The sequence below is a fragment of the Variovorax sp. PDC80 genome (assembly GCF_900115375.1).
GTDB lineage: Bacteria > Pseudomonadota > Gammaproteobacteria > Burkholderiales > Burkholderiaceae_C > Variovorax.
Window position 1 is genome coordinate 341487 of the sequence record NZ_FOWG01000004.1, and the last position, 21014, is coordinate 362500.

General features: G+C 70.6%; 15 protein-coding genes. 12 read left to right on the top strand and 3 right to left on the bottom strand.

Going from position 1 to position 21014, the window contains the following annotated elements:
• Positions 1-4: 4 nt before the first annotated feature.
• From BM109_RS14985 to BM109_RS15010, 6 genes are read left to right on the top strand one after another with little or no spacing between them, the layout of a single operon-like run.
• Positions 5-2398, top strand: coding sequence for a type VI secretion system Vgr family protein (locus tag BM109_RS14985; RefSeq protein ID WP_143129169.1), 2394 nt, complete (start codon positions 5-7; stop codon positions 2396-2398).
• A 14-nt stretch (positions 2399-2412) separates the two neighbouring features.
• Positions 2413-2874 carry a hypothetical protein gene (locus tag BM109_RS14990; protein WP_143129170.1) on the top strand — a complete coding sequence of 154 codons (462 nt, stop codon included), beginning with the start codon at positions 2413-2415 and terminating at the stop codon, positions 2872-2874.
• Positions 2875-2919: 45 nt separating this feature from the next.
• A complete protein-coding gene (locus BM109_RS14995; protein ID WP_093343905.1) occupies positions 2920-5439 on the top strand; it encodes a DUF2169 family type VI secretion system accessory protein in 2520 nt (839 codons plus the stop codon).
• Positions 5436-6485, top strand: a complete 1050-nt coding sequence (locus BM109_RS15000) for a pentapeptide repeat-containing protein (protein ID WP_093343907.1) — start codon at positions 5436-5438, stop codon at positions 6483-6485. Before BM109_RS14995 ends, BM109_RS15000 begins: the two co-directional genes overlap by 4 nt.
• Before the next feature lie 43 nt (positions 6486-6528).
• Positions 6529-7191, top strand: a complete 663-nt coding sequence (locus BM109_RS15005) for a DUF3540 domain-containing protein (protein WP_093343909.1) — start codon at positions 6529-6531, stop codon at positions 7189-7191.
• A 13-nt stretch (positions 7192-7204) separates the two neighbouring features.
• Positions 7205-7585 carry a DUF4150 domain-containing protein gene (locus tag BM109_RS15010; protein ID WP_093343911.1) on the top strand — a complete coding sequence of 127 codons (381 nt, stop codon included), beginning with the start codon at positions 7205-7207 and terminating at the stop codon, positions 7583-7585.
• 18 nt (positions 7586-7603) lie between these two features.
• Here the strand turns inward: BM109_RS15010 and BM109_RS15015 are convergent, their stop codons facing one another.
• The 3 genes from BM109_RS15015 to BM109_RS15025 are packed head-to-tail and all read right to left on the bottom strand — an operon-like array spanning position 7604 to position 11039.
• Entirely contained in the window at positions 7604-8422 is an 819-nt protein-coding gene (locus BM109_RS15015; protein WP_093343912.1) for a PP2C family protein-serine/threonine phosphatase, read from the bottom strand.
• Complete coding sequence (gene tagH, locus BM109_RS15020) at positions 8415-10577, bottom strand: type VI secretion system-associated FHA domain protein TagH (RefSeq protein WP_093343914.1); 2163 nt, start codon at positions 10575-10577, stop codon at positions 8415-8417. The genes BM109_RS15015 and tagH overlap by 8 nt, the downstream gene beginning before the upstream one ends.
• Positions 10578-10622: 45 nt before the next feature.
• The gene (locus tag BM109_RS15025; protein ID WP_093343915.1) at positions 10623-11039 is read right to left on the bottom strand and encodes a TssQ family T6SS-associated lipoprotein; all 417 of its coding nucleotides are present in this window, start codon (positions 11037-11039) and stop codon (positions 10623-10625) included.
• 124 nt (positions 11040-11163) lie between these two features.
• Here BM109_RS15025 and tssJ point away from each other — a divergent pair, with 124 nt between their 5' ends.
• From tssJ to BM109_RS15055, 6 genes are all read left to right on the top strand, one after another.
• Entirely contained in the window at positions 11164-11679 is a 516-nt protein-coding gene (gene tssJ, locus BM109_RS15030; RefSeq protein ID WP_093343917.1) for a type VI secretion system lipoprotein TssJ, read from the top strand.
• Positions 11680-11868: 189 nt separating this feature from the next.
• Positions 11869-13251, top strand: coding sequence for a type VI secretion system baseplate subunit TssK (gene tssK, locus BM109_RS15035; RefSeq protein WP_093343919.1), 1383 nt, complete (start codon positions 11869-11871; stop codon positions 13249-13251).
• Positions 13252-13259: 8 nt separating this feature from the next.
• Entirely contained in the window at positions 13260-14585 is a 1326-nt protein-coding gene (locus BM109_RS15040; RefSeq protein ID WP_093343921.1) for a DotU family type VI secretion system protein, read from the top strand.
• A gap of 1 nt (position 14586) precedes the next feature.
• On the top strand, positions 14587-18267 hold the full coding sequence (gene tssM, locus BM109_RS15045; RefSeq protein WP_093343922.1) for a type VI secretion system membrane subunit TssM: 3681 nt from the start codon (positions 14587-14589) through the stop codon (positions 18265-18267).
• Positions 18249-18983, top strand: a complete 735-nt coding sequence (gene tagF / locus BM109_RS15050) for a type VI secretion system-associated protein TagF (RefSeq protein WP_371268813.1) — start codon at positions 18249-18251, stop codon at positions 18981-18983. Before tssM ends, tagF begins: the two co-directional genes overlap by 19 nt.
• Positions 18984-19011: 28 nt before the next feature.
• The gene (locus BM109_RS15055; RefSeq protein WP_093343924.1) at positions 19012-21006 is read left to right on the top strand and encodes a serine/threonine-protein kinase; all 1995 of its coding nucleotides are present in this window, start codon (positions 19012-19014) and stop codon (positions 21004-21006) included.
• Positions 21007-21014 lie beyond the last annotated feature (8 nt).

Here is a 21014-nt window from a genome sequence, read left to right on the forward strand (position 1 = left end):
TGCCATGGCCCGTGTCGTCACCGCCCACACACCGCTCGCAGAAGACCAGCTGCTGTTCCGCTCGATGCACGGCAGCGAGGGCCTGTCCCAGCTGTTCGAGTTCGAGGTCGACCTGCTGAGCCCGAACACCTCGGTCGACATGAAGGCCATGCTCGGCAAGCCGCTCACGCTCGAGATCCGCACGCTCACCGGCACGCCGCGCTACCTCAACGGCCAGATCACGCGCTTCACGCTGGTCGGGCGCGACGCGGCCTCGTCGCGCTACATGGTGTACCGCGCCTCGGTGCGGCCGTGGCTGTGGTATCTCACGCGCACCAGCGACTGCAAGATCTTCCAGAACAAGTCGGTGGTCGAGATCCTCGAGGAGGTGCTCGGCGAATACGGCTTCGCACTCGAGAAGAAGCTCACGGCCTCGTACCGGCAGTGGGACTACTGCGTGCAGTACCAGGAGACCGACTTCGCGTTCGTGAGCCGGCTCATGGAGCACGAGGGCATCTACTACTTCTTCAAGCACGAGAAGAACCAGCACACGCTGGTGCTGGCCGACGACATGAGCGCGCACGAGACGCTGCCCGAGTACCCGAGGATCAGCTACGTCTCGACCGACCGCGTGGGCGACCCGGGCCGCGAGGCCATCGACCAGTGGGAGGTGACCGAGGAGATCCGTCCCGGCACCTACGTGGTCGACGACTTCGACTTCAAGAAGCCCAAGGCCGACCTGCTCACCACGCGCAGCCAGCCGCGCGGCAACGACCACGGCCAGTACGAGATGTACGAATGGCTCGGCGGCTACAGCGACGCCGGCCAGGGCGAGCACTACGCGCGCATCCGGCTCGAGGAGGCGCAGGCCCAGGCCGAGCTCGACATCGGCCACGCCACCGTGCGCGGCATGGCGCCCGGCTACCGCTTCACGATGCAGAACGCGCCGCGCGACGAGGACAACCGCGAATACCTGATCGTCTCGGTGCTCTACAACCTGCGCGAGGGCGGCTACGCCTCGGGCAACGGCGATGGCGACTACGGCTTCCAGTTCGGCGTGCAGCCGACCTCGTTCCCCTACCGCGCGCCGCGCGTGACGCGCATCCCGACCACCAATGGACCACAGACCGCCACCGTGGTGGGGCCGGCCGGCGAGGACATCTGGATCGACAAGTACGGCCGCGTGAAGGTGCAGTTCCGCTGGGACCGCTACGGCCAGCGCAACGAGGACAGCTCGTGCTGGGTGCGCGTGTCGAGCGCCTGGGCCGGCTCGAACTTCGGCGCGGTCAACCATCCGCGCATCGGCCAGGAGGTGGTGGTCGACTTCATCGCCGGCTGCCCCGACCGGCCGCTGATCATCGGCCGCGTCTACAACGCCGACCAGATGCCGCCGCTCGAGCTGCCGGCCAAGGCCACGGTCAGCGGCTTCATCAGCCGCACGATCAAGGGCAACGGCGAGCTGGCCAACCACTTCGTGATCGACGACGACCCGAGCAACGAGTCGATCAAGATCCATGCGCAGAAGGATTTCGTCATCGAGGTCGAGAACGACGAGACCCACACGGTGGACGGCAACCGCACCACCCACGTCCAGAAGAACGACGAGCTGACCGTGGACCAGGCGCGGACCACCACGGTCAACGAGGGCCTCGACCACGCGATCTACAAGTCGGGCTCGAAGCTCGAGGTGACGAAGAAGACCGAGCACTTCTTCAACAACAGCATCGAGATCACGACCAAGGAAGGCGCCAAGGAAACGGTCGAGACCGGGCGCTCCGAGGTGCACGTGATGGCCGACCTGCGGCAGGAGACCTTCGACCAGGCGCTGCACGTGGACGTGAAGGAGGGGATGATCGAGCACGTCAAGACCGGCGACTCCAGGCTGGAGACCTGGACCGGCAAGCGCTTCGAGAGCTACAAGACCGGGTGGGAGCGCGACATCCTGAGCGGCGGCGGCAAGGACACGATCAAGGACGGCCTCACCGAGACGATCTCGACCGGCAACCACACCTCCACCGTCTCGGCCGGCGACTACAAGGGCTGGGCCAAGAACGTGTCGATCGAGGCCGAGACCGACTTCAACGTCAAGGCCAAGAAGATCCTGCTGCATTCGACCGAGAAGCACACCAACAAGTACGACGGCAGCATCGAGACCGTGGCGGGCGGCAGCGCCACCACCAAGGCCTCGAGCTACATCCGCTCGCAGGCACCGCTGCTGTTCTCGATCGCCTTCGTGAACTCCTTCACCTACGCCTCGCTGTCGGAGACCTTCAACCTGGCCTCCACCAACATCGGCGGCGCGAGCTTCGACATCAAGGCCTACCGCTGGTCGAACCGCGCGCTGAACCAGAAGACCGAAACCAAGATCTCGATCGGCCCGATCTACGTGGACATCAAGATCCTGGTGCTGATCATGTGATGGCAGCGACCGCCATGCCCCGCCGACGTTGGATCCGGGTCCTGGGTGCCGTGCTGGTGGCCGCGGGCCTGCTGCCGATGCTGGTGCCGCTGGAAACCTTCCCGATGTGGCTGGCGCTGCCATGCATCGCCGCGATGTTCGCGGGCTCGGCGCTGCTGTGCGGCGCCTGGGAGCTGCTCGAGATCCGCCGCCGCGAGGCACGCAGCCGCGGCTTCGACGCGCAGGCGCAGGGCGTGATCGTCGGCAGCGAGATCGGCGATGCCTACAGCGACACCAGCCCGCTGATGAACCTCACCGTGCGCTTCGCCGACCGCGGCGGTATCGAGCGCCAGGTCGGCGTGCAGCAGGTGGTGATGCTCAACGAGCTGCCGCTGTACGCGGTGGGCCGCCCGGTGCTCGTGCGCTTCGCCTCCGCCTCGCCCGCCACCGACCTGGTGATCTCGCCGATCGCCGGGCCGGCCGGCTTTTCCTTCTGATCCCGCGCCGGCATCGCGCGCAGCCTTCCCTTCCGAAACCGACCCTTGAAGATCGTCAAGCCCTTTCGCCTCAGCCTGCTCACCCGCCCCTATCGATGGCGCTCCGGCAATCACCTGGGCATCGCCGTGCTGGCCTGCGCCAGCCTGGAGGCCGAGCCGCGCCTGCAGCCCGAGCAGGAGCTCTGGCAGATGGCGGGCGAGGTGCTCGACCCCGGCAGCGTGCTCGACATGAGCATGCCCAAGGGCGAGGCCGAGGTGCTGGCCAGCGGCTTCGCCTACACCGCGCACCAGGAGGACAAGACCCGCTGCGCGGCGCGGCTGCGCGTGGGCACGGTCGATCGTTCGCTGGCCGTGTTCGGCGACCGCTTCTGGCTCGGCGGCCACATCACCGAGCCGGCCGCGTTCGAGCGGATGCCGCTCGACTGGCGCCATGCCTTCGGCGGCCCCGACGTGCCCGAGAACCCGCTGGGCCTGGGCACGGTCGACGAACTCGTCAACGGCGTGCAGACCTGCCGGCTGCCCAACGTCGAGGTGGTGGGGCAGCAGATCCAGCGCCGCGGGCAGCGGCCGCGGCCGGCCTCGTTCTCGGGCTTGCTGCCCGATGCGCCGCAGCGCATGGCGCTGGTCGGCACGCGCTACGACGACGCCTGGCTGCAGAACGGCTTTCCGGGTTTCGCCGACGACCTCGACTGGCGCTTCTTCAATGCCGCCGGCCCCGAGCAGCGCTTCGGCCAGCCGGCGCTGCCCGCGGGCGCGCCCTACGAGATCTGGAACATGCACCCGAGCATCCCGGTGCTGCGCGGCCACCTGCCGCCGTGGCAGGCCGTGTGCCACCTCAACTTCGACAAGGAGGTCGGCGCGCTGCGCCGGGTCGAGCTCGGACTCAGCACCGCCTGGTTCTTTCCCGACCGCGAGCGCGTGGTGCTGGTGTGGCACGGCTCGACGCCGATCCGCGAGGACGACGCGGCCGACGTGAAGCACATCATGCCGTCGCTCGAACTGCCCGATGCGACGCGCACGGACGCGCACTACGCCGACGTGCTGCGCAAGCGCATCGATCCGGAGAAGAGCGCCGTCCACGTGCTGCGCGACAGCGACCTGGTGCCGCGCGCGCTGCTGGCGGAATGGACCGCCATGCGCATGCCCGACACCCTGGCGGAGCCCTTGCCGCGCAACCTGCAGGCCGGCATGCGCCGGCACCACGAGCAGCAGCGCGCCGAGCTGCTCGCGCAGGGGCTCGACCCCGCCGAGTACCTCGCGCCGCTGCCGGTGCCCGAGGTGCTGCCGGGCTTCGACGACCTGCCCGAGTACCTCGAGCGGGCCGAGGCGCAGGCGCAGCAGGCGCGCGAACGGCTCGAGGGCGAGGTGGCGCGCGTCGAGGCCGAGCGCGCGACGGCACCGCAGGAACCGGCGCCGTCGGCCTTCGGGGATGACGAGCAAGGCCAGGCCGACGAGGACGCCGACCCGCCGCTGGAGACCGATCCGCTGAAGCTGCAGGGCCGCCTGTACTCGGCGCACCTGGCGCCCGAGGCCCCGCGCGTGACCAGCTTCCGCGCCGCCAAGCTGCGGCGCCGGCTGGAAGCGGCCGCGCCCGGGGCGCGCCACTTCTCGAGGATGAACCTCACGGGCGCCGACCTTTCGGGCATAGACCTGCGCGGTGCCGACTTCAGCCATGCGGTGCTGGCCGACGCGAACCTGCAGGGCGCCAACCTCGAGGGCTGCGACTTCACCGAAGCCGTGCTCGCGCGCGCGCTGCTGACCGGCACGCTGCTGGCCGACAGCCGGCTCGACAAGGCCAACCTCGGCGGCGCGCACCTGCAAAACTGCGACCTCTCGTCGGTGAGCCTGCGCGAGACCCTCTGCCACGGCACGCGCTTCACGGGCTGCAACCTGCGCGGCGCGCAGCTCGACCAGACCCAACTGCACGAGACCGAGATGGTGGCCTGCGCGATGCAGTCCTCGCGCTGGACGCAGGTCGCGCTGCGCCGCATGACCCTGCGCGACCTGGTGCTAGACCAGGCCGAGCTCAACCAGGTGCTGCTGCTCGAATGCAGCCTGGAGCGCGTGTCGCTGAATGCCGCGCGGCTGGTGCGCTGCGGCTTCGTCACGGTCCGGCTGGTGGCGCAGGTCGATCTCTCGCATGCGCGCTTCGATGCCTGCAGCATCGCGCTGGGCAGCGCGTTCGCGGGCGTGACGGCGGTGGGCGCCTTCATGAAGCAGTGCGGCATGCGCGGCACCTCCTTCGCGGCCGCGGACCTGAGCGCGGTGCGGCTGGAGAACTGCGACCTGTCGGAATGCGATCTGTCGGACGCGCGGCTCGACGGTTTCGTCGCGGGCGAGAGCCTGTTCGTGCGCGCGAACCTCGCGCGCGCCTCGCTGCGCGGGGCGAACCTGATCGACGCCAACTTCTCGAAGTCGAACCTGCTGGGCTGCGACCTGCGCGAGGCCAACCTGTTCCGCGCCGACGTGTCGCAGGCCTTCATCGATGCCACCACGCTGCTCGAGGATGCCTACACGCAGCATGCCAAGGTCTGGCCGCGGCGCGATCCGGAGGCCACGCCATGACCCTCGACGAACTGCTCGATGCGGTGCGCCACGGCGTGCAGCTCCAGGGCCTCGACTGCCGCGGCTGGGACCTGCGCGGGCTCGACCTGTCGGGCGCGCTGTGGGACCGCATCGACTTCACCGGTGCCGATTTCCGCGGCGCCGACCTCTCGGGCGGCATCCTCAGCCATTGCACGATGGCGGACTGCGATTTCGCGGGCGCCAAGGGCGGGCAACTGCAGCTGTTCCGCGGGCGCTTCGAGCGCGCGAACTTCTCGGGCGCCCTGCTCGAGCAGGCCGGGTTCGTCGAGTCGCACCTGGCGCTCGCGCGCTTCGACGACGCGCTGCTCGACCGCGTCACCTTCTTCCGCTGCGACCTGACCGAGGCCTCGCTGCGCACCCGGCGCATGGCGCAGGCCACCGTCACGGAGTCGAACCTGGCGCGCAGCGACTTCACCGGCGCCAGCCTGCAATCCGTGACGATGTTCAAGCTCGACCTGCGCAGCACCGTCTTCGCGCAGTTCCAGGGCGATGGCGTGGTGTTCCTCGAATGCGAGCTCGCGCGCCAGCAGTTCGCCGGGCTCGTGCTGCCGCGCTGCCAGTTCACCGACTCGCGGCTCGACGAGGTCGACTTCCGCCAGGCCACGCTGACGCAGAGCAACTTCAAGGGCGCCTCGCTGCGCGGCGCGCGCTTCGGCGGGGCCGAGGCCTGCATGACGATCTTCGCGGAGGCCGACCTGGCCGGCGCCGACTGCGGCGCGGGGCGCTTCGACCAGTCGCTGTGGGTGGATGCCGCGCTCGAGGGCGTGAACTTCGCGCAGGCCCGGCTGCCGCTCGCCGTCTTCCATCGCGCGCGCTGCCGGGGCGCGAGCTTCGCGCAGGCCGGGCTGGAGGACGCCGACTTCTCCTATGCCGACCTCACGGACGCGGACCTCGTCGATGCGCACTTCCTGCGCACCCGCCTGCACCGCGCCATCCAGCAGGGCACCCGTTTCTCCAGGCGCGGCGGCATCATCGAAAACGACCCGGACCTGCACCGCGCGCAGTCGTGGTCCGACGCCCGCTGATGCCGCGCCATCGTTTCATCCGAGCTCGAAAAGGGAAATCACCATGAACGTCGTTCCGCTGCGCGTCGCTCCCGACGCCTCGTCCCCGGTTCATTCGATCGGCACGGTTCGCAGCCTGCTGGCCGACGGGCAGTTCGCCATCGAGGACGAGGCCGGCGGCCTGCGCACCTGCCGCCGCGCGGCCAGCTGCCTGCTCAAGCCGCAGCTCGGCGACACCGTGCTGGTCTCGGGGCCGGATGCCTACCGCGTGTTCCTGATCGCGGTGCTCGAACAGGCCGATGCCGCCGTCAGCCGCATCGAGGTCGACGGCGCGCTGGTGCTCGGCGGCAACGCGCACCCGGTCGCGATCGAGAGCGAGGGCGAGGTGCGGCTGCGCAGCGGCACGCGGCTCGCCATGAGCGCGCAGCAGTGGTCGATGCAGGCCGACAGGGCCGACTGCCGCACCGACGCGCTGCGCCTCACGGCGAAGGAGGTCGAGGCGACCACCGGCACGGCGAAGCTGTTCGGCAAGGTCTTCGAGACCGTGGCCGACCGCATCGTGCAGATGGCGCGCAACACGCTGCGCATCGTCGACGAGATGGACCAGTCGCGCGTGCGCCACCTCGACTGCAAGGCCAGCGAGACGGTGCGCATCCACGGCCGGCACACGACCGTCACCGGGCAGGACCTGGTGAAGGTCGACGCCGCGCAGATCCACATGGGTTGAGGAGGGAGGCCGCATGTTCGCCAATTGCCAGCTGTTCGGGATGGACCTCGCGTTCCCCGACGTGTGCCGCACACCGGTGCCCATTCCCTTTCCCAACATGGCGCTGGGGCCGATGGCCATTCCCAATGCCTGGAACATCCTGTTCATGGGCATGCCGGCCCACAACATGGCGACCGTCACGCCGATCACGCTCGGCGATCAGCCCGGGGTGCTCGGCGGCATGATCTCGCAGACCTTCATGCAGCAGTCGCGCCACCTGACGGGCGCCTTCACGGTGCTGCTCAAGGGCACGCCCGCGACGCGCGTCACCAGCATCACGCTGCAGAACCGCTGCAACATCGTCGGCATGCGGCTGGTGCCGAGCCAGCTCAAGGTGCTGGTGCTCGCGGCCTGAAGCCGCCGGGCCCCGCGCTCAGCGCGGCGTGGCCGTCCCCGCCAGCGTCACCTGCTGCGGGAAGCCCACCCACACCGCGAGCGCCGAGAAGTTGTCGCGCGACTCGTCGGCCTTGGCCTCGGCCGCGCGGCGCAGCAGCGCGAGCCATTCCTCGGCGCTGTCGGCCAGTTGCAGCGAGCGCTCCATGACCTGCTGCGAGATCAGCTGCCACAGCCCGTCGGTGCACAGCAGGAAGGCATCGCCGTCGGCCAGCCGCTGCGTGCCCGAGACGGTGGCCTCGGCGCGCTCGCGCGCGCCCAGCGCGCGGTAGAGCAGGTTGCTCTGGATCAGCGCCTGCGCGCCGTTGGCGGGCACGGCCTCGCCCTGCGCCATGCCTTCGCGCGAGCGCTGCGACAGGCTGTGGTCCTCGGTGCGTTCCATCAGCACGCCGCGACGGAACCAATAGAGGCGGCTGTCGCCCACGTGGGCCCAGCGCGCCTGGCCGGTGCTGCGGTCGACGAACAGCGAGACGAAGGTCGCGCTCATCTTTCCCTGCTCGGCCTGCGCGCGCTGGCGCGCGAGGATCGCGTCGTTGGCGCGCGTCACGCACTGCTGGATGTCCTCGGCGGCCACCGAGGGGTTGGCGACGAAGGCATTGAGCGCGGTGTCGACCGCGGTGCGCGCGGCCTGCTCGCCGCCGGCGTTGCCGCCGACGCCGTCGCTCACGACGAAGCAGCCGAACCAGTCGTCGAGGTGGTAGCCGATCGCATCCTGGTTGCCGCTGCGCTCGCCCACGCAGGAGAACTGCGACGTGGACAGCGGAACGGCGAACGGGGTCGTGCGGGTCGCTTCAAGCACGGCGTGCCTCCTTCAATCGTTCCATTTCCCGGTCGTAGGCCTGCTGGAAGGCCCGGCCGAACACGGCCTGGAAGTCGTCCTCGACGGCAGCCGTGGTCTCGGCATGCAGCTGCTGCAGCTGGCGCCACAGGCGCGCCTCGCGCCCGCCGGGCAGCAGCTTCTCGCCGAGGCCGCCGTCGTGCGGCGTGTCCTTCTTGAGCGCCTCGGGATCGAAGCGCTGCAGCACCATCAGCAGCGCGGCGCGCATGCCCGCGACCATGCCGAGCTGGTGCGACTGCAGGTCGCCGAGCGCATCGTGCACCGCGGCCTCGGGCGGCAGGAAGCCCGGCATGCGCGCGCCGAACATCTGCATCAGCACCGCGCGGCCGTTGGGCAGGATCTTGAACGGGTTGTTCTCCTCGTCCACGATCATCGTGATCTCGGCGCGCACCTCGCGCTTGAGCATCGCGCGCGAGGACAGCAGCTCGATGGTGCCGTCGGTGAAGGCGCGCATCAGCCGGCCGAGCCTGCGCATCATCTCGGCATCGAGCTGCTGCTGGCCCGCGACGTCGGGCACGCCGGCGCCATCGAGGAAGGCGCGGAACAGCGCCTCGCAGGAGGCCGCGGGCAGCGCGGGCGCGGTGTCGGTGGCGGGGCTCGAAGGTGCGGTGACGGCGACCGGTTCGGGGCTCGCCTTCGGCGCGACGACTTCGACGGGCACCTCGACCACGGCCGGCGCGGGTGCCACCACGGGCGCCGCCACCGGGGCCATGGTCGAGAGCGCCGCCGGCAGCGGCGTTTCGGCGGGCGTGGCGGGTGCGCGCGTCGGCATCGACGCGAGCGCGGCCTCGACGGGCGCGCCCTGCATCGATGCGGTGGGCGGCGCGGCGACCGGCGCCGCGGGCGCCGCCTCGCGCACGGGCTCGGGCTCGACCATGCGCGCGGGCGGCTGCGCCACGGGCAGCGGCATCGGCGTCGGTGGACGGAACTGGCCCGACACCTCGCGCGCATGGTTCGACTGGCTGTAGCCCGGCACCGTCGGCCGCTTCTCGAGCAGGTCCATCGCGGGATGCACGTCCTCGAGCGCGGGCGCATGCGTCAGCGCGGTGGGGCGCGGATCGGACAGCGGCGAGGGCGCATGCTGGTCGGCCGCGAACAGCGACAGCGGATCGATGCCGCGCTTGAGCGCGAAGTCGGAGACGTCGGTGGTGGCGCCGGGATTGAGCTGCGCCAGCGGATCGGCCGGGTTCCTGCGCGCCTGCGAGGGCAGCTCGAAGGGCTCGTGCGCGAACGGGTCGGGCATGGGCTCGGGCGTGCTGTCGACGCGGCGCGGCGCGTTGGCGAGGATCGCGTCCCAGTCGGCCGCGGTGGGCATGGCCGAGCGCGCGGCCGGTGCCGGTGCCGGTGCGGGCACCGCGAAGGGTGACGGCGTCGCGGCGGGCGGAGGCGCGAACGCGGGGGGCGGCGACGGCGTGAAGACCGGTGCGGCCACGGGCGCGGGCGCAGACGGCCGCTGCACCGGTGACGGCGCGGGCACTTCGCGCGGCGGCGCGGCATGCGTGTCGCCGATCGGCAGCGCGCCCGCGCCGAACAGGTCGGCGAACACATCGGACACCGGTGCCTGCGGCAGCAGCGCATCGAGCGGCGCTGCCGCGGGCATCGGTGATGGATGGGCCGGTGCGGGCGGCGGCACCGACGTCGGCAGCGACGCGGCCTGCGCGCCGAAGTCCGGTGTCGATGCGATGCGCGAGCTCGCGGGGGCCGACGCCAGGCGCGAACTCGCGGGCTCGATCGCGGGCGGCCATGCGATGGTGGGCTCGGCGGCCGCGATCGATGGCGCCGCGCGGCTCGTGGCTGCTGCACTCGCAGGCGCGGCCTCGAGCACGTAGCTGCCGATGGTCACGCGATCGCCCTCGGCGATCGGCGACTCCTGGTCGTGCCGCAGCGTCTGTCCGTTCACGCTGATCGGCAGCACCGCGCTCATGTTGCGCAGCACCGCGCGGCCTTCGTCGTCGAAGCGCACCGTGGCCTGCAGGCGCGAGATCTGCCGCTGTTCGTCGGGCAGCACGAGGTGGTTGTCGGGGCTGCGGCCGATGGTGCCGCCCGGGGCCGCGAGCAGGGCCGACGGACCCGCGGCCACCGGCCTGCCCGCATGTTCGATCACCGTCCAACGCATGGCATCTCCCAGTTCATGACACGGGCTCCTGGCGCGGGAGGCCCGTCAGCGCTTCATCTTCTTGGCGGCTTCGAACGCGGGGCCCCACACGGGATGCTTGCGCTCGGCGATGCTGAGATCGAAGGAGGGGAAGGCGTCGAGGATCTTGAGGAACTGCGTGCGGCACTCGGGCAGCTGGTTGGCCACGCAGTAGCTGAAGGCCTCGAGCTTCATCGCGGCGAGCCGCGTGGTGGGCTCGGCCGCATCGAACACCGACACGCCGCCGCTCTTGAGCGTGGAGATGGCCTTCGCGTAGTCGCCGTCGTCATAGGCCTGCTGCGCGCGTTCGAGCGTGGTGCGCGCGACCTGCTGGCTCAGGCGTTCGGGTTGCGGCGGGCCCGGATCGACGGGGGCCTTCGGCGTGGTGTCGCAGCCTGCGATCAGAAAGAGCGGGATCAACAGAGCGCACAGCAATGACTTCAATCTTCTCTCCTGCCTTGCAAAGTTAAGCCTGGATACTGTGCCGCATCGATATGACGGCACGTCGGCCGACATCGGCCCTGCATGACGTCTCGATACTATAGGTGCGAACTTCGATGGAGAACCCATGCATCGACGAACCCTGTTGCGAAGTGCGATCGTGACGTCGCCATGGCTCGCCGGACTCGGCGGCTGTGCATCGACGGCCAAGTCCATGCCCACGCCCTACGCGGTGTCGATCAAGGTCGACGACGGCGTCAATCCCGATGGCCGCGGGCAGGCCGCACCGATCCTCGTGAAGGTCTTCGAACTCAAGTCCTCGGGCAACTTCGAAACGGCTGACTACTTTGCACTGCAGGACCGCGATCGCGAGACGCTCGCGGCCGAACTCGTGAATGCCGACCAGGCCATTCTGCGCAGCGGCGAGGAGCGCACCTTCAAGCGCGAGGCCGGCCTCGATTCGCGCGCCATCGGCGTGATCGCGGGCTACCGCAAGCTCGAGAACGCGCGCTGGCGCCTCGTGCTGCCGCTCAAGGAGCCCAAGCAGACGAACCTCTACAAGGTCTGGCAGTTCTCTCCGAGTGAACAAAAGGTTCGCATCGTGATCCGCAAGAGCGGTATCGAACTGTTGCCGACTACGTGATTTCGTAGCACTTGCACGCACGCCCTAGTACGAAAGTGCGCCGCACGTAGGCCGACACCTCGACGCTGCAAAAACGGTGCAAATCGTAAACATCGCCGTGTAGCATCGACACGCATTGCGCCCATGCAGGGAGGCCGTCGCGACGATGGACCGCCCGCACGACAGTGGCCGCACTCCAGGAGGTTTTCTTTGGTGACAGTTCGCAATCCGGGCGCCATCAGCAGAACGGGCGCCCATCCGCAGGCATTGGCGAATCGCGTGGTGTGGTCCGAGGGCATGTACCTGCGGCCGCAGCACTTCCAGCAACTGGAGCGCTATGTCGAGCAGTACGTGACGCGCCGCACCGCGGGGCTGCAGGGTGCGTACTGGGGCTGGCTGCACCTGGACATCGATCGCGATGCGCATGCGCTGGGCCGCGTCTCGCTGCTCGGCGGCGCGGGCGTGATGCCCGACGGCACGCCGTTCTCCTTCGGCGTCGAGGACGCACCCGTTCCCTACGACGTGCCCGGCGACCTGACCGACGAGCTCGTGGTGCTCGCGCTGCCGCTGCGCCGGCCCGGCGGCGAGGAGGTCATCTTCGCGGAGGACACGACCTCGGCCGCGCGCTTCCACGTGGTCGAGCGCGAAGTCGCCGATGGCAACGCAGTTGCATTGGGACCGGCGGTGCTGCAGCTTGCGGCGCCGCGGCTGCGGCTGGTGCGCGCCTCGTCGCTGACCGCGGAGTGGCAGGCGATCGGCGCGCTGCGCGTGATCGAGCGCCGCACCGACCACAAGCTGGTGATCGACGCGAACTACATCCCGCCGGTGCTCGACGTGTCGGCGCAGCCGATGCTGCGCAGCATGGTGGCCGAGCTGCACGGCCTGCTCACGCAGCGTTCCGAGGCGCTGGCCTCGCGGCTCTCGCAGCCGGGGCGCGGCGGCGTCAGCGAGGTGTCCGACTTCCTGCTGCTCGAGCTCGTGAACCGCTACCTCGCGCTCACCTGGCATGCGCAGCAGGCGGTGCAGGTGCATCCCGAGGAACTGTTCGTCGACTGGTTCAAGCTCGCCTGTCATCTGGCCACGCACACCTCGCCCACGCGGCGGCCCGTGGTGTGGCCGGTGTATGACCACGACAACCTCAACGAGAGCATCCGCCCGCTGATGGAGGAGCTGCGCCGCTCGCTGTCGGCGGTGCTCGAGCAGAGCGCGATCGCGATCGAGCTCGAGGAGCGCAGCCACGGCGTGCGCGTGGGCCGCATGCCCGACCCGGTGCTGGTGCGCAACGCCGGCTTCGTGCTCGCGGTGCATGCCGACCTGCCGGCCGATGCGATCCAGCAGCGCTTCCCCACGCAGGTGAAGATCGGTTCGGTCGAGCGCATCCGCGACCTGGTGCAGCTGCAGCTGCCGGGCGTGACCGTGCGGCCGCTGCCGGTGGCGCCGCGGCAGATTCCCTACAACGCGGGCTACCACTACTTCGAGCTCGACAAGAGCGGCGACATGTGGCGCCAGCTCGAGAAGTCGGGCGGCGTGGCCATGCACCTGGCCGGCGAGTTCCCCGGCCTGGCCATGGAGTTCTGGGCCATCCGTCCGTGAGCGATCGCATGAACGGCATCAACGACGTGGCCGTCGGGCCGGGCGGCTTCGTGCCGCCGAATCCGGGCGGCGGCAACAACCCGCTGAACGCGCCGCGCGGCCTCGGCGAGCAGCCGCAGGCCTTCACCGCCTTTCACGACACGCGGCGCCCGCATGCGGGCGACACCGCGCTGGCCGGCAACAACCCGCTGGTGGCCGCGGCCAATCCGCTGCTCGACCTGATCCCGCAGATCCGCGCCACCGGCCACCACGACTCGCCCGCGCAGCTGCGCGAGCACCTGGTCGACGAGGTGCGCCGCTTCGAGACGCGCGCGCAGCACAGCGGCATCTCGCCCGAGGTCATCATCGGCGCGCGCTACTGCCTGTGCACCGCCGTCGACGAGGCGGCCGCGCTCACGCCCTGGGGCGGCAGCATCTGGTCCTCGCAGAGCCTGCTGGTGATGTTCCACAACGAGACCTGGGGCGGCGAGAAGTTCTTCCAGCTGCTCTCGCGCCTGGTGCAGAACCCGCAGCAGCACCTGCACCTGATCGAGCTGATCTACTTCTGCCTCGCGATGGGCTTCGAGGGGCGCTTCCGCGTCATCGACAACGGCCGCTCGCAGCTCGAGACCCTCAAGCAGCGCCTGCTGCAGATCATCCGCCAGACGCGCGGCGAGATCGCCGTGCCGCTGTCGCCGCACTGGCAGGACACCAGCGCGCCGGTGCGCCGCACGCGCAACTGGCTGCCGGTGTGGGCCGTGGGCGCGGTGGCCGCGGTGCTGCTGATGATCGCCTTCGCGCTCCTGACCTTCAACCTCGGCGGTACTTCCGACGGCGCCTTCTCCGCGATCAACGCGGTGCGCCTGCCGCAGACGCAGCGCGCGGTGGCGCAGCCCGCGCCGCAGCCGCGGCTGCAGCGCTTCCTCGAGGCCGAGATCCGCGAGGGCCTGGTGAGCGTGCGCGACGAGGCCGACCGCAGCGTGGTGATCCTGCGCGGCGACGGCCTGTTCGCCTCGGGTGCCGACAAGGTGCTCGACCGCTACGTGCCGGTGCTCAACCGCGTGGCCGAGGCGCTCAACGCGGTCGATGGCAGCGTGCTGATCAACGGCTACTCCGACGACCAGCCGATCCGCAGCGTGCGTTTCCCGTCGAACTGGCACCTGTCGCAGGCGCGGGCCGACTCGGTGCGCAAGATGATCGGCGCGCGCATGACGCGCCCCGACCGGCTGCGCGCCGAGGGCCGCGGCGATGCCGACCCGATCGTGCCGAACGACTCGCCGGCCAACCGCGCGCGCAACCGCCGCGTGGAAGTGACCTTGCTGGTCGCGCCGGTGGCACCGCAGGGAGGACGCTGAGATGCTGCGCGCGTTCTTCCGTTTCCTGGTCAGCCGCGACCTCTGGGTCTTCTTCGGCCTGGTCGCGCTGGCCTTCCTGATCTGGATCATCGGCCCGGTGATCGCGGTCGGCCGCTACCGCCCGCTCGAGAGCGAGTTCGTGCGCATCGTCGTGATCGCGCTGATGTTCGCGATCTGGCTGGTGCGCGTGGCCTACCGCAAGTGGCGCGAGCGCCGCCTCAACGCGCAGCTGCTGAACCAGCTGCGCACGCCCTCCAAGAAGGAGAAGGAGGCCAAGCCCGAGGAGGCGCCCGAGATCAAGGAGCTGCAGACCGGCTTCAACGACGCCACCTCGATCCTGCGCAACATGCGCTTCGGGCCGGGCGAGGAGGGCAAGGCCGCGGGCCGCTTCTCGATCTTCGACCGCCAGTACCTCTACCAGCTGCCCTGGTACATCTTCATCGGCGCGCCGGGCTCGGGCAAGACCACGGCGCTGGTCAACTCCGACCTCGACTTCCCGCTCGCCGACCAGCTCGGCAAGGCCGCGGTGCGCGGCATCGGCGGCACGCGCAACTGCGACTGGTGGTTCACCAACGACGCGGTGCTGATCGACACGGCCGGGCGCTACACCACGCACGAGAGCAACCGCGAGACCGACGAAGGCGAGTGGAAGGGCTTCCTCGAGCTGCTCAAGAAGTTCCGCCCGCGCCAGCCGATCAACGGTGCGATCCTCACCATCAGCATCGCCGACCTGCCGCTGGCCGACGACGCGCAGCGCGCGCGCCACGCGATGGCGCTGCGCAAGCGGCTGCTCGAGCTGCGCAACGACCTGGGCATCAACTTCCCGGTCTACGTGATGGTGACCAAGGCCGACCTGCTGGCCGGCTTCAACGAGTACTTCGGCGGCCTGAGCCGCGCCGAGCGTGCGCAGGTCTGGGGCTTCACCTTCCCGATCGACGCGAGCGCCGCCAGCGCCAAGGCCGCCAGGGGCGACCAGCGCGCGGGCACCGCCACCACGCTCGAGGGCAGCGACCTGCGCGAGCGCTTCCAACAGGAGTACCGGCTGCTGCACCAGCGGCTCGACGAGCGTCTGCCCGAGCTGCTGGCCGCCGAGCCCGACCCGATGCGCCGCGCGCAGGCCTACCTGCTGCCGCAGCAGTTCGCGAGCTTCGAGGACATCCTCGGCACCTTCCTGGCCGACGTCTTCAACCCGTCGAAGTTCGAGACCGCGCCGATGCTGCGCGGCGTCTACTTCACCAGCGGCACGCAGGAGGGCACGGCCTTCGACCGCGTGATGGGCGCGATCAAGCGCTACCTGCAGGTCAACGCGCCGCCGGCGCCGCCGCCGGGCCCGGGCAAGAGCTACTTCCTCAAGGAGCTGCTGCAGCAGGTGATCTTCCGCGACGCGGGCGTGGCCGGCACCAACCTGCGCTGGTACCGGCGCAAGCGCGCGGCCGATCTGGTGGGCTACGGCGTGATCGGCGTGCTGCTGGTGGCGCTGCTGGGCGCCTGCGTCAACAGCTGGCACAACAACAAGGCGTACGTGGCCGAGGTCGACGGCAACGCGAAGTCCTTCAACCGCGCCGCGGCGCGCGGCGAGCTGCCGACCGTGGTCGACTCGAGCGGCGACCTCGCGAGTTCGCTCTTGATCCTCGACCGGCTGCGCGACCTGCCGAAGTCGGAGAAGTTCGACATCGGCGATCCGCCCGTCAGCTACCGCTTCGGCCTCTACCAGGGCGAGAAGCTGCAGGCCGCGACCGACGGCGTCTACCAGCGCGCGCTCGAGAGCGTGCTGCTGCCGCAGGCGGCGCAGCGCGTGGAGCAGTCGCTGCGCGAGGCCTCGAAGAACAACCCCGAGTACAGCTACGAGGCGCTCAAGGCCTACCTGATGCTGTACGACGCCGAGCGCTACGACGCCGACTTCCTGCAGGCCTGGCTCTTGACCGACGTGGACCGCAAGGTCGGCGCCGCGCTCACGCGCGAGCAGCGCACGAACCTCGAGTCGCACCTGAAGGCGCTGTTCGGCGGCCGCGTCGTGAGCTCGCCGTTCGCGAAGGACGAGCGCCTGATCACCGAGACGCGCGAGCGCCTCGCGGGCGTGCCGCTGGCGCAGCGCTCGTATGCGCGGCTGCGCCGCATCCTGCTGCAGACCAGCCAGCCCAATGCCTTCACCATCGCCGAGGCCGGCGGCGCCGAGTCGGCGCTGGTGGTGCGGCGCGCCAGCGGCAAGCCGCTGACCGACGGCATCCCCACGCTGTTCACCTACCGCGGCTACTGGGACATCTTCGACAAGCGCATGGCCGAGACCACGCTCGCGCTCGAGCAGGAGGACCGCTGGGTGCTGCAGATCCGCGCGCCCGGCATCACCGACATCACCTCGCGCGAACTGCTGCTGCGCGAGGTGCGCCGGCTCTATCTCACCGACTACATCCGGGTCTGGGACGACTACCTGGCCGACATCCGGCTGGCCGACAGCCGCTCGCTGCTGCAGAGCATCCAGATGACGCGCGTGCTCTCGACCTCGGAGTCGCCGATGTCGCGCATCATCCGCGGCGCCGCGCGCGAGACCGACCTGCTGCGCAACCACGACGAGGCCGCGCGCAGCCTGCTCGACCAGGCGCAGAACCGCGTACAGACCACGCGCGAGCGCATCGAGCAGCTGATCGGCCAGCCCGACGGCAGCCAGCGCCGCAACACCGTGCCCGACCGGCCCGAGTCGCTGGTGGACAACCACTTCGAGCCGCTGCGCCGCATGGTGACCGCGCCCAAGCAGGGCGGGCAGGCACCGATCGATGCCACCGCCGCGCTGATCAACGAGCTCTACAACTACCTCACGGCCACCGACACCGCGCTGCGCAGCGGCAACATCCCGCCGACCAGCGACGCCGTGACCAAGGTGCAGGCCGAGGCCGGCCGCATGCCGGTGCCGTTCCAGGGCATGCTCAACGACCTCTCGGCCACAGCCTCGTCGAAGGCCGCCGCGGTCACGCGCCAGAACATCGGGCAGAACGCGGCCGCCACCATCGGCAACTTCTGCAACCAGGCGATCGCGGGCCGCTATCCGTTCTCGCGCGGCTCCAGCCGCGACGTGGCCGCGGGCGACTTCGCCAACCTGTTCGCGCCGGGCGGGATGATGGACGACTTCTTCCAGAAGAACCTCATGACGCAGGTCGACACATCGAGCAACCCGTGGACCTGGAAGCGCGGCGTCGACGGCAGCGCCTCGGGCCGCTCGTCCTACCTCGATGCGTTCCAGAAGGCGCAGGCGATCCGCGACGTGTTCTTCTCGGGCATGGCGGGCGGGCGCACGCCCTCGTTCTCGATCGACATCCGGCCCGAGGACATGGATGCCGGCCTCACGCAGATGACGCTGGACATCGACGGCCAGACGGTGCGCTACGCGCACGGGCCGCAGGCGCCCACCACCGTCAAGTGGCCGGGGCCGCGCAACAGCAACCAGGTGCGGCTGCAGGTCACGACCTCGAGCGGCACGCCGGCCGGCGGCATCGTCACCGAGGGCCCGTGGGCGCTGCACCGGCTGTTCGACAAGGCCTCGATCTCGCCGGGCGGCTCGAGCGAGTCGTTCAATGCCAGCTTCGACCTGCAGGGCCGCAAGGTGGTGCTCAACGTGACCGCCAACAGCGTCTACAACCCGCTGCGGCTGTCGCAGATGAGCGGCTTCTCGTGCCCGGGGCGCTCGTGACGAACCCCGGCGCGGCGGCGCAGCCGGCCTGGGTGCCGGGCGACGAGCAGGTCGGCTGGTACGGCAAGCTGCCCGCGGCCGGCGACTTCCTGCACCGGCGCATGTCGCGCGAGCTGCAGGCCTGGTGGGACCGCTGGATGCAGAACGGCCTGGGTGCCTTCAAGCGCTGGCCCGATGCCATGACGCGCCACTACGCGGTGGCGCCGGTGTGGAACTTCGCGATCCCCGCCACGCAGGGCGTGAACGCGGTGCAATTCGGTTGCATCGCGCCGAGCTGCGACCGCGTGGGCCGCTACTACCCGGTGTGCGTGAGCCTGCAGGTGGATGCGCGCGCCTACCGGCCCGCGGTGCTCGAAGGCGCGGCCGCCTGGTACTGGCGCTGCGGCAACGCCATGCTGCAGGCGATCCGCCATGGCGTGGCGCCCGAGCAGTTCGATGCGCAGGTGCTGGCCGCGGGCCATGGCGGCTTCCAGCCGGCCAGTGGCGGCTCGGACGACATTCTTTCGATCCTCGGGCCTACGTCGGCGGGCGAGGGCGCCCAGCAGCGGCTGGGCTGGCCGGAGCTTCCACTGTGCTTCGACGCGTTCGGAAGCACGAGCTACTGGTGGACCAACCAGGCCGACGGCTCGCCGCTGCGGACCGCGGCGCATGGCGGCGGGCTCAACACGCCGCTGTTCTCGAAGCTTTTTTCCCAGGGGCACGTGCCATGGGCGTGAGAGTCCCGATGCATGAGGAGGAACAAGAATGACGACGGAAGGACGCACCGGCCCTCCGGTGGGCACCGACCCGCAGGAGCGGCCCCACCCGCTGGCCATCGGCCACCGGCTCGACGAGTTCGAGCTGCTCGAGGTGATCGGCGAAGGCGGCTTCGGCATCGTCTACCGGGCCTACGACCACTCGCTGCAGCGCGAGGTCGCGATCAAGGAGTACATGCCCTCGATGCTCGCGCGGCGCATCGGCGACGACAGCGTGCACGTGCGTTCCGACCGGCTCACGGCCACCTTCCAGGCCGGGCTGCGCAGCTTCATCAACGAGGCGCGCACGCTCGCGCAGTTCAGCCACCCGGCGCTGGTGCGCGTGCATCGCTTCTGGGAATCGAACTCCACCGCCTACATGGCGATCCAGCTCTACAAGGGCCGCACCCTGCGCCGGCTGGCCGACGAGGAGCCCGGCACCATCTCCGAAGCCTGGCTGCTCGGCATGCTCGGGCCGCTGCTCGGCGCGCTCGAGACGCTGCACCGCAGCGGCTGCTTCCACCGCGACATCGCGCCCGACAACATCTTCATCCAGCAGGACGGCCTGCCGGTGCTGCTGGACTTCGGCGCCGCGCGCAAGTCGATCGCCGACCTGGTCGACGAGGTGGCGGTGATGGTGAAGTCGGGCTACTCGCCGATCGAGCAGTACGCCGACGACAACACGCTGCTGCAGGGCGCCTGGACCGATCTCTACGCGCTGGGCGCGGTGCTCTACCGCGCCGTCACCGGCCACCCGCCGCCCTCGGCCGTGGTGCGCAGCGTGCAGGACGCCTACGTGCCGCTCGCGAGCCTGAACCGGCCCGACCTGAGCCCGGCCTTCTGCGCCGCGGTCGACCACACGCTGGCCGTGCACAGCAAGGACCGCACCCAGACCGTGGCTGCCTTCGCGGCCGAACTCGGGCTCAGCAAGCTCGGCGACATCTACGTGGGCGGGCTCGCGGCGCCGGTGCACGCGGCCGGCGTGGCCGCGGTGCCTGCGCCGGCAGCGGCGCCCGTGGTGCCCATCGCGTTGCCCGAGTCGTATGCGCCGGTCTCCGCGCCCGCGCCTTTCGAGGCATTGCCGCCGGTCGCGCCACCGGCCCGCGCGCCAGCCGCGCGCCGGCCCGCGAAGAAATCCTCGCTGCCGCGCTGGGGCCTGGTCGGCGTGCTGCTGGTGGCGCTGGTCGCGGTCGGCAGCTGGATCGGCCTGCGCATCACGCAGTCGCCGCCGCCCACCAGCACCGCGATGGCACCGCCGGTGCCGCCGCCGGGCGCGCCGATGTCGAACCCCGCCTCGCCGCCCGCCGTGATGCCGCCCGCCGCGCCGGCCTCGGCCACGGTGCCCGCCGCCTCGCAGCCGCCGTCGGCCGATGGCGGCGGCGGCGTCGCGGCCGCGCCCACCGGCGGCAACTCGCCGACCGCCGTGCCGCCGGCCACCGCGCCGGGCAGCAACGGCGCGCTGAGCCCGCTCGACAACGTGCCCGTGACGCCCGCGAGCCCGCCGCCCGAGCCCGCGCTGGCGATCAGCGAGGCCGAGGACTGGAACCTCGCGCAGGCCGAGAACACGCGCGAGGGCTACGAGGCCTACCTGCGCCGCTACCGCCGCGGCCCGCATGCGCGCGATGCGCGCAATGCCATCGCCGAACTCAACCGGCTCGCGCAGCCGGCCTCCACGCAGCCCGTGGTGGTGGGCACCGTGCCGCCGGGCACGCCCGGTGTGCCGGGTGCGCCGGGTGCAACACCCCCGGTCGCGGGCGGCACGGCGGTTCCGCCCGTGCCGGGTGCCGCGGCCGGCATGGGCCGCGTGACGCTCAACATCCGGCCCTGGGGCCAGGTCTTCGTCGACGGCGCCGACCGCGGCGTGAGCCCGCCGCTCAAGTCGCTGTCGCTGCGCCCTGGCATCTACAACATCGAGGTGCGCAACGGCGACCTCGAGGTCTACCGGCAGCGCGTGACGGTGCAGGACAGCAAGTCAGCGCCGGTGGTGAGCCACGAGTTCAAGTAAGGGGCGAA

Excerpts from the sequence above, each read along its gene's own strand:
- BM109_RS14985 (WP_143129169.1), top strand. The coding sequence starts at position 5 with ATGGCCCGTGTCGTCACCGCCCACACACCGCTCGCAGAAGACCAGCTG.
- BM109_RS14990 (WP_143129170.1), top strand. The coding sequence starts at position 2,413 with ATGCCCCGCCGACGTTGGATCCGGGTCCTGGGTGCCGTGCTGGTGGCC.
- BM109_RS15000 (WP_093343907.1), top strand. The coding sequence starts at position 5,436 with ATGACCCTCGACGAACTGCTCGATGCGGTGCGCCACGGCGTGCAGCTC.
- BM109_RS15005 (WP_093343909.1), top strand. The coding sequence starts at position 6,529 with ATGAACGTCGTTCCGCTGCGCGTCGCTCCCGACGCCTCGTCCCCGGTT.
- BM109_RS15010 (WP_093343911.1), top strand. The coding sequence starts at position 7,205 with ATGTTCGCCAATTGCCAGCTGTTCGGGATGGACCTCGCGTTCCCCGAC.
- tagH (WP_093343914.1), bottom strand. The coding sequence starts at position 10,577 with ATGCGTTGGACGGTGATCGAACATGCGGGCAGGCCGGTGGCCGCGGGT.
- tssJ (WP_093343917.1), top strand. The coding sequence starts at position 11,164 with ATGCATCGACGAACCCTGTTGCGAAGTGCGATCGTGACGTCGCCATGG.
- BM109_RS15040 (WP_093343921.1), top strand. The coding sequence starts at position 13,260 with ATGAACGGCATCAACGACGTGGCCGTCGGGCCGGGCGGCTTCGTGCCG.
- tssM (WP_093343922.1), top strand. The coding sequence starts at position 14,587 with ATGCTGCGCGCGTTCTTCCGTTTCCTGGTCAGCCGCGACCTCTGGGTC.
- BM109_RS15055 (WP_093343924.1), top strand. The coding sequence starts at position 19,012 with ATGACGACGGAAGGACGCACCGGCCCTCCGGTGGGCACCGACCCGCAG.